Source organism: Micrococcus sp. KRD070 (genome assembly GCF_017168435.1).
GTDB classification, from domain to species: domain Bacteria; phylum Actinomycetota; class Actinomycetes; order Actinomycetales; family Micrococcaceae; genus Micrococcus; species Micrococcus luteus.
The window spans coordinates 339,839-347,855 of record NZ_JABFNH010000022.1 but is presented as its reverse complement, the minus strand read 5'-3'; the positions used below and the strand labels follow the sequence as shown (position 1 = coordinate 347,855).

Below are 8,017 nucleotides of genomic sequence, written 5' to 3'. Positions count from 1 at the left end.
ACCCCCCACCGACCAGGAGATGCTTCCCATGGAGACGAACCGCGCCCCCGAGGACCCGACCACCGCCCACGCCCCGCAGACCTCGGACGACACCGGCCGCCGTCGCGTGCTCCTCAAGCTCTCGGGCGAGGTGTTCGGCGGCGGCAAGATCGGCGTGGACCCGGAGACCGTCCGCGGCATCGCCGAGCAGATCGCCGCCGCGGCGGACCAGGTGGAGATCGCGATCGTCGTCGGCGGCGGCAACTTCTTCCGTGGCGCCGAGCTGTCCGAGAACGGGATGGACCGCCGTCGGGCCGACTACATGGGCATGCTCGGCACCGTGATGAACTGCCTGGCCCTGCAGGACTTCCTCATCCAGGCCGGGGTCACCACGCGCGTGCAGTCCGCCATCCACATGGAGCAGGTGGCGGAGTCCTACATCCCGCTGCGCGCCATCCGCCACATGCAGAAGGGCCGCGTCGTGATCTTCGGCGCAGGCACCGGCCTGCCCTACTTCTCCACGGACACCGTGGCGGCCCAGCGTGCCCTCGAGGTCGGGGCGGACGAGGTCCTGATGGCCAAGTCCGGCGTGGACGGCGTCTACACCGCGGACCCCAAGAAGGACCCCACCGCCGAGCGTCTCACGCACCTGACCTACGACGAGGCGCTGCTGCGGAACATCCGCGTGATGGACCTGACCGCCATGACCATGTGCAAGGACAACGACCTGGACATGCGCGTGTTCGGCATGGAGGGCCCGGGCAACGTGACCCGCGCCCTGCTCGGCGAGCCGATCGGCACCACCGTCACCGTCTGAGGCGCGCCGCGTAGGATGGCGGCAGACCTGTTCCACCACACCGAGGAGACACCGTGATCCAGGAGACCCTGCAGTCCGCCGAAGAGCAGATGGACCGCACCATCGAGGCCACGCGTGAGGACTTCGCCTCCGTGCGCACGGGCCGCGCCAACCCGGGCCTCTACTCCAAGGTGATGGTCGACTACTACGGCTCGTTCACCCCGCTGCAGCAGCTGGCGTCCTTCACCACCACGGACGCCCGCACGCTGCTCATCACCCCGTTCGACCAGTCGGCCCTGCGCAACATCGAGAAGGCGCTGTCCGAGTCCGAGGTCGGCGCGAACCCGTCCAACGACGGCAAGGTCATCCGCATCGTGATGCCGGAGCTGACCGAGGAGCGCCGCAAGGAGTACGTGAAGCTGGTCAAGTCCAAGGCGGAGGAGCACAAGATCTCCGTGCGCAATGCCCGCCGCAAGGCCAAGGAGGCCATGGACAAGGCCGTCAAGGACGGCGAGGTCGGCGAGGACGAGGGTGCCCGCGGCGAGAAGGAGCTGGACGCGCTCACCAAACGCCACGTCGAGCTCATCGACGAGATGGCCAAGAACAAGGAGCAGGAGCTGCTGGAGGTCTGAGCCTCCCGCCGTCCGCGCTCGCCCCATGACCTCCGCCGTGTCCACCTCGCCCGCACCCCCGCGCGGCGGCCGCGACCTCAAGTCCGCCGTCCTCGTGGGGGTGGGGCTGCTGGCGACGGCCCTGGTCGGCCTCTTCTGGCTCGACTGGCTGCTGGTCCTCCTCGTGGTCGCCCTGCTGGTCGGCGCGGTGTCCGAGATCGCGACGGCGGTGCGCGGCATCGGCCTGGACGTGCCGCGGCCCCCGCTCTGGGTGGCCGCGGCGGTCCTGCCGCTCACCGCGTGGCGGTGGGGGGTGCCCGCGCTGTTCATCGCCCTGGTGGCATGCCTGGCGCTGGTGGCCGTGTGGACGGCGCTGACGCGGCGGCGTCCGGCGGGCCAGTTCATGCTCGCGGGCGTGTTCATCGTGCTGTGGGCGCCGTTCCTGCTCTCCTTCGCCGCGGCGCTCCTGGACGAGCCGCTGGGGCACCGCATGGTGGCGATCCTGCTGCTGATGGTGGTCTCCAACGACACGTTCGGCTACATCGTGGGCTACCGCTTCGGCCGCACCCCGATCGCCCCGCGCATCAGCCCCAAGAAGTCCTGGGAGGGCCTGGCCGGCTCCCTGGCGGGCTCGGTGCTGGTGGGCGTCGTCGCCGTCCCCCTGCTGGTCGGCCAGCCGTGGTGGGTCGGCGCCGTCCTCGGCGTGACCACCGTCGCCGCCGCCACCTCGGGGGACTTCTCCGAGTCCATGGTCAAGCGTGAGCTCGGCATCAAGGACATGTCCTCCGCCCTGCCCGGCCACGGCGGCGTGATGGACCGCCTGGACTCCCTCGTGTTCGCCGCGCCGGTGGCCTACACCGTGCTGGCGCTGCCCCTGACCTGATCCACCCCTCGACCCGGCACGGCCGGGACCCGCACCGCAGGAGACGCCCATGACCCCCCGCACCACCCCGGACGCCGAGCCGGTCTTCGAGCTCGTCGAGCAGGACGAGATCGGCTACGAGACCACCCACGTGGACGCCTTCATGGCGCGTGCCCGTGAGGCACGCGACGGCGGTGCCCCGCTGACGGCGGAGGAGGTGCGCCAGGCCCGCTTCGCGACCGTCAACGGCGGCTACGCCACGGACGAGGTGGACGACGAGCTGGACCGCCTCGAAGAGGAGCTGGCCGCCGCCGAGCGTCAGGCCTTCGTCGCCGAGCGCGGGGACGAGGACTGGGCCGCAGACCTCGAGGAGCGCGTGGCCGAGCTCGTGGCCCGTGCCGACCGGGCCCCGGCGGAGCGCTTCCGCCGCCCCTCCCGCGCGGACGCCGTGAGCTACGACGTGGACCAGGTGGACGCGCTCGTGGACCGTCTGCGCGTCACCCTGGCCGGTGCGGAGGACTCGACGGATCCCGGCGCCGAGGGCGGGCTGACCGCGGACGACGTGCGCCGCGCGTCGTTCGGCGAGGCCGAGGGTGCCGCCGGCTACGAGGAGGGCCAGGTCGACGCCTACCTCGACGCCGCCGTCGACGTGCTGCTGCGCCGCGCCTGACACCCGGCCCTCGCGCGGCGGCCCCGGGCAGAGTGGCGCAGATCACACTCACGTGAGTACAATCGCACCACCGAGACGCCGCGCGCTCCACCCCTGCTCGCGCATGCGTACAGCTCCCTCGCCCCGCACCGTGGGCGTCGATCGGAAGGCAGTGCAGTGACCCTCGTGGACCACACCCGTCCCACCGGCGGCCGATCCGCCGGCTCTCCGCCCCCGGCGGGCCCGGCCGAGGCCGTGGCGCTCCAGGTGCTCGACGCGGAGGGCCGCCGCCGTCCGCAGCCGGAGCTCGACCCGTGGATCGAGGACGTCGACGCCGACGCCCTCGCCGCGCTGTACCGCCAGATGGCCGTGGTCCGTCGCCTCGACGTCGAGGCCACGCACCTGCAGCGTCAGGGCGAGCTGGCCCTGTGGCCGCCGCTGCTGGGCCAGGAGGCCGCCCAGGTGGGCTCCGCCGTCGCGCTGCGCCCGGACGACTTCGTCTTCCCGTCCTACCGCGAGAACGGCGTGGCCCTGCTGCGCGGCGTCCCCGCGCTGGACCTGCTGCGGGTGTGGCGCGGCTCCACGTTCTCGAGCTGGGACCCGAACGAGACGCGGGTGGCCACCCAGCAGATCATCATCGGCGCGCAGGCCCTGCACGCCGTCGGCTATGCGATGGGCGTCCAGCGGGACCAGGCGGACGTCGCCACGATCGTCTACTTCGGCGACGGCGCCACGAGCCAGGGAGACGTCAACGAGGCCATGGTCTTCAGCGCCTCGTACCAGTCGCCCGTGGTGTTCTTCTGCCAGAACAACCACTGGGCCATCTCCGAGCCCGTGCGCCTGCAGACCCGCCGCAGCATCGCGGACCGCCCGTGGGGCTTCGGCATCCCGTCGATGCGCGTGGACGGCAACGACGTCCTGGCCGTGCTCGCCGCGACCCGCGCCGCCGTCGAGCGCGCGGCCGACGGGGGCGGTCCCACCTTCATCGAGGCCGTCACCTACCGCATGGGCCCGCACACCACCGCGGACGACCCCACCCGCTACCGGGACGACGCCGAGCTCGAGGCCTGGAAGGCCCGTGACCCGTTGACCCGCGTGGAGGCGCACCTGCGCACCCTCGATGTGGACGTGGACGCCGTGCTCGCACAGGCCCAGGCCGAGGCCGACGAGCTGGCGGCCGAGGTCCGCCGCGCCCTCGAGGCGCTCGAGGAGGACGGCGCGGACAGGCTCTTCGACGAGATCTACGCTGAGCCCCACCAGGAGCTCGAGCGGCAGCGCCGCGAGCACGCCCTCTACCTGCAGCAGTTCGACGACGAGGAGGCGGGCGCGTGAGCGAGCGCATGACCTTCGGCCGTGCGATCAACCGCGGCCTGCACCGTGCCCTGGCCGACGACCCCAAGGTCCTGCTCATGGGCGAGGACATCGGCGCCCTCGGCGGCGTGTTCCGCATCACCGACGGCCTGCAGGCCGAGTTCGGCGAGGACCGGGTGCTCGACACCCCGCTGGCCGAGTCCGGCATCGTGGGCACGGCCATCGGCCTGGCGATGCGCGGCTACCGGCCCGTCGTCGAGATCCAGTTCGACGGCTTCGTGTACCCGGCGTTCGACCAGATCGTGGCGAACCTGGCCAAGCTGCGTGCCCGCACCCGCGGCGCCGTGCCGATGCCGGTCACCATCCGCATCCCCTTCGGCGGCGGCATCGGCTCCCCGGAGCACCACTCCGAGTCGCCCGAGGCCTACTTCCTGCACACCGCGGGCCTGCGCGTGGTCTCCCCGTCCTCCCCACAGGAGGGGTACGACCTCATCCGCGCCGCGATCGCCTCGGAGGACCCGGTGGTCTACCTCGAGCCCAAGCGTCGCTACCACGACAAGGGCGACGTGGACCTGGACGTCGCGATCCCGCCGATGAGCCCGGCCCGCATCCTGCGCGAGGGCCGTGACGCCACGCTCGTGGCCTACGGCCCGCTCGTGAAGACCGCCCTGCAGGCCGCCGAGGTGGCGGCCGAGGAGGGCGTCGAGGTCGAGGTGGTCGACCTGCGCAGCCTGTCCCCGCTGGACACCGGCCTCGTCGAGTCCTCGGTGCGGCGCACCGGCCGGCTCGTCGTGGCGCACGAGGCCTCCCGCACCGGCGGCCTCGGCGCCGAGCTCGTGGCCACGGTGGCCGAGCGAGCGTTCCACTGGCTCGAGGCCCCGCCGGTGCGCGTCACCGGCATGGACGTGCCCTACCCGCCGTCCAAGCTCGAGCACCTGCACCTGCCGGACCTCGACCGCATCCTCGACGGCCTGGACCGTGCTCTGGGCCGGCCGAATTCGCTGGACTCCGTGGACGCGTTCGCCGCCCCCGAGACCGCCGAGCAGTTCCTCGCCGCCCAGAACGCCGGGGAGGAGACCCGATGAGTCAGAAGACCTTCCGCCTGCCCGACCTCGGCGAGGGCCTGACCGAGTCCGAGATCGTGACGTGGCGCGTGGCCGAGGGCGACGCGGTGAGCGTGAACCAGGTGCTCGCCGACGTCGAGACGGCCAAGGCCGTGGTCGAGGTCTCGAGCCCGTTCGCGGGCGTCGTCGCGGCCCTGCACGGCGCCGAGGGTGAGACCCTCGAGGTCGGTGCGCCCCTGGTGACCTTCACCCTCGAGGGCGCCGAGCCCGACGTCGGCGGGCCCGCCGAGGGTGACGGCCGCGTGCCCACCCTCGTCGGCTACGGCGCCGCGCCGGACACCGGCAAGCCCGGCCGCCGTGCGCGGCGCGGCTCCGCGGCCCCGGCGACGTCGGCCGCCCCGGCGGGCGAGCCCGCCCGCGGACAGGCGCCGTCCACGTCGGAGGCGGCCCCCGCCGGCGCCGGGCGCCCGCAGCCCGAGGCCGCCGAGCCGGACCGCGCGGACGCGGCCCACGAGCCGGCCCCGGGCGAGCGACCCCGGTGCACTCCGCCCGTGCGCCTGTACGCGCGCCGCGCGGGCGTGGATCTGGAGCAGGTCACCGGCACGGGTGTGGGCGGGGTCATCACCCGCGCGGACGTCGAGGCGTTCCTGGCCGGGGGCGGGCAGCCCGCGGCCGCGGCGGCGCCGCCGCAGTCCGGCGCCGAGTCGGGCTCGACCGGGGGCGTCCGCACCCTGGGCGGCCGCCCGCGCACGGAGGCCGTGCCGGTCAAGGGCGTGCGCAAGGCGACCGCGGCGGCCATGGTGCAGTCCGCGTTCACCGCCCCGCACGTGACCGAGTTCCTGCAGGTGGACGTCACCGAGACCATGGAGCTGCTCGCCGAGCTCAAGGCCTCCCGCGAGTTCCGGGACGTCAAGCTCACGCCCATGACGCTCGCCGCCAAGGCGTGCCTCGTGGCGATGGAGCGCACCCCGGACGTCAACGCCCGGTGGGACGAGGCCGCCGGGACGATCGTCCAGCAGAACTTCGTGAACCTCGGTTTCGCCGCCGCCACCCCCCGCGGGCTGATGGTGCCGAACGTCAAGGACGCCCAGGCGATGAGCCTGAGGGAGCTGGCCGACGCCATCCGCGATCTCACGGGCCTCGCCCGCGAGGGGCGGCTGTCCCCGGCGGATCTGGCCGGCGGCACCTTCACGCTCACGAACGTCGGGGTGTTCGGCGTGGACGCGGGCACCCCGATCATCAACCCGGGTGAGGGGGCGATCATCGCGATCGGCCAGGTCCGGAGGATGCCGTGGGAGCATCGCGGCGAGATCGCCCTGCGGGACGTCATGACGCTGTCCCTCTCGTTCGACCACCGCTTCGTGGACGGCGAGCAGGGCTCGCGCTTCCTCGCGGACGTCGGCGCGATCCTGCGCCGCCCGGGTCTGACCCTGACCATGGTCTGACGGCCCCGGACGCGCCGCGGCCCCGCCACCCGGGCACCGGGAGGCGGGGCCGTCGTCGTGGCAGGCCGGTGCGGCCGCCGGCACGGCGGGGGCCGCGGGGCGCGCTCAGTCGGCGGCGGGCAGCTCCATCACGAGCTCGGTGATGACCTCGGCACGGGCGTTGGAGAAGACCTTCTCCTCGCCGACGGTCTCGAAGCCGCGGCGGGAGAGCACCTTCACGGAGCCCACATTGTCCTCGGGCACGTGCGCCCGCAGCGGGCGGGCGGTGTGCTCCTCCAGGAACCGGTCCACGGCCGCGGTCGTCAGCCCCAGGCCCCAGTAGTCCTGCGCGGTCCAGAAGGACAGCTCGCCCACGCCGTCCTGCTGGGTGCACACGAGCGCACCCACGGCGCGGCCCTCGTGCTCGATGGTCCGCACGACGGTGTCCTCGTCCCCGAGCAGGTGGGCCCAGTGGTAGTCGAAGACACCGCGGTCCCGGGGGTTGCGGGGGGAGAAGGCGGACATCAGGTTGGCCTGCTCGTCCTGCTGGTGGAGGAAGAACTCGTCCAGATCCTCGGGTCGGACGTCACGAAGAAGCACGGCGGTGGACCTCTCGGGGCGGGGTTCGACGGCGTCGCCGTCGCGGGTACCGGCCACCGTATCACCGGGCACGACGCCGGCCCGCCGGGCCGGTGCCGCCCGCTCAGTCCCCGCCGGGCAGCGGCCCGGGGGCCGTGGCCGCGGCCCAGGCCATGGCCACGAGGGTCGCGCGGCGAGCCGCGCGGTCGGCCGCGGTGCGCCGCACCGAGCGGGGGGTGGAGTTGAGCAGGCCCAGCACGGCCTGGGCGCGGAACACGGCGGTGGCCTGGTCCTCGTGGGGGTGGACGACCTGCAGCTGGCGCGCCCACACGTCGATGTAGGCGCGCTGGGTGCGCGTGATGGCCGTGCGCGCGCCGTCGGGCAGGGCGGACATGTCGCGGTCCTGCACACGGATCACGTCGCGCTGGGCGAGGGCGAAGTCCGCCTGGAAACCGATGAGGGCCCGCAGGGTCTCCGCCCCCGGCGCGTGCTGCGCCTCGGCGGCCAGCCCGCCGTCCAGCAGGTCCTGTGAGGCCGTGTCGAGGATCGCCGTGAGCACGGCGGCCTTGCCGGCGAAGTGGCGGTAGATGGCGGGGCCGCTGATCCCGACCGCGGCGCCGATGTCCTCGAGGCGGACCGCGTCGAAGCCCCGGGCCGCGAACAGTCGCGCCGCGGCCGCGAGCAGGTCCACCCGGCGTCGGGCCTTGGCGGCCTCCCGGGCGGTCGGCGGGGTCGCCGGGGC

The 8,017-nt window shown here is 73.7% G+C and carries 9 protein-coding genes; 7 read left to right on the top strand and 2 right to left on the bottom strand.

The window, feature by feature from the left end; translation table 11 throughout:
• Window positions 1–28 precede the first annotated feature (28 nt).
• The 7 genes from pyrH to J1M38_RS09235 all read left to right on the top strand — a co-directional run bounded on the left by pyrH (window position 29) and on the right by J1M38_RS09235 (window position 6,717).
• Complete coding sequence (gene pyrH / locus J1M38_RS09265; RefSeq protein ID WP_002857706.1) at window positions 29–796, top strand: UMP kinase; 768 nt, start codon at window positions 29–31, stop codon at window positions 794–796.
• A gap of 53 nt (window positions 797–849) precedes the next feature.
• A complete protein-coding gene (frr, locus tag J1M38_RS09260; protein ID WP_036314042.1) occupies window positions 850–1,407 on the top strand; it encodes a ribosome recycling factor in 558 nt (185 codons plus the stop codon).
• 25 nt (window positions 1,408–1,432) lie between these two features.
• The gene (locus J1M38_RS09255) at window positions 1,433–2,269 is read left to right on the top strand and encodes a phosphatidate cytidylyltransferase (RefSeq protein WP_060974172.1); all 837 of its coding nucleotides are present in this window, start codon (window positions 1,433–1,435) and stop codon (window positions 2,267–2,269) included.
• A 49-nt stretch (window positions 2,270–2,318) separates the two neighbouring features.
• Window positions 2,319–2,918 carry a DivIVA domain-containing protein gene (locus J1M38_RS09250; RefSeq protein ID WP_036314046.1) on the top strand — a complete coding sequence of 200 codons (600 nt, stop codon included), beginning with the start codon at window positions 2,319–2,321 and terminating at the stop codon, window positions 2,916–2,918.
• A 156-nt stretch (window positions 2,919–3,074) separates the two neighbouring features.
• On the top strand, window positions 3,075–4,229 hold the full coding sequence (gene pdhA / locus J1M38_RS09245; protein ID WP_073116924.1) for a pyruvate dehydrogenase (acetyl-transferring) E1 component subunit alpha: 1,155 nt from the start codon (window positions 3,075–3,077) through the stop codon (window positions 4,227–4,229).
• Window positions 4,230–4,237: 8 nt separating this feature from the next.
• Window positions 4,238–5,293 carry an alpha-ketoacid dehydrogenase subunit beta gene (locus J1M38_RS09240; protein ID WP_044659478.1) on the top strand — a complete coding sequence of 352 codons (1,056 nt, stop codon included), beginning with the start codon at window positions 4,238–4,240 and terminating at the stop codon, window positions 5,291–5,293.
• Window positions 5,290–6,717, top strand: coding sequence for a dihydrolipoamide acetyltransferase family protein (locus J1M38_RS09235; RefSeq protein WP_036314052.1), 1,428 nt, complete (start codon window positions 5,290–5,292; stop codon window positions 6,715–6,717). Before J1M38_RS09240 ends, J1M38_RS09235 begins: the two co-directional genes overlap by 4 nt.
• 105 nt (window positions 6,718–6,822) lie before the next feature.
• Here J1M38_RS09235 and J1M38_RS09230 read toward each other — a convergent pair whose 3' ends face one another.
• Together J1M38_RS09230 and J1M38_RS09225 are read right to left on the bottom strand one after the other, a co-directional pair.
• Complete coding sequence (locus J1M38_RS09230; protein ID WP_186319886.1) at window positions 6,823–7,296, bottom strand: GNAT family N-acetyltransferase; 474 nt, start codon at window positions 7,294–7,296, stop codon at window positions 6,823–6,825.
• A gap of 103 nt (window positions 7,297–7,399) precedes the next feature.
• Window positions 7,400–8,017: TetR/AcrR family transcriptional regulator (locus J1M38_RS09225; RefSeq protein ID WP_241246569.1), on the bottom strand; the 618-nt coding region annotated here is incomplete at its 5' end.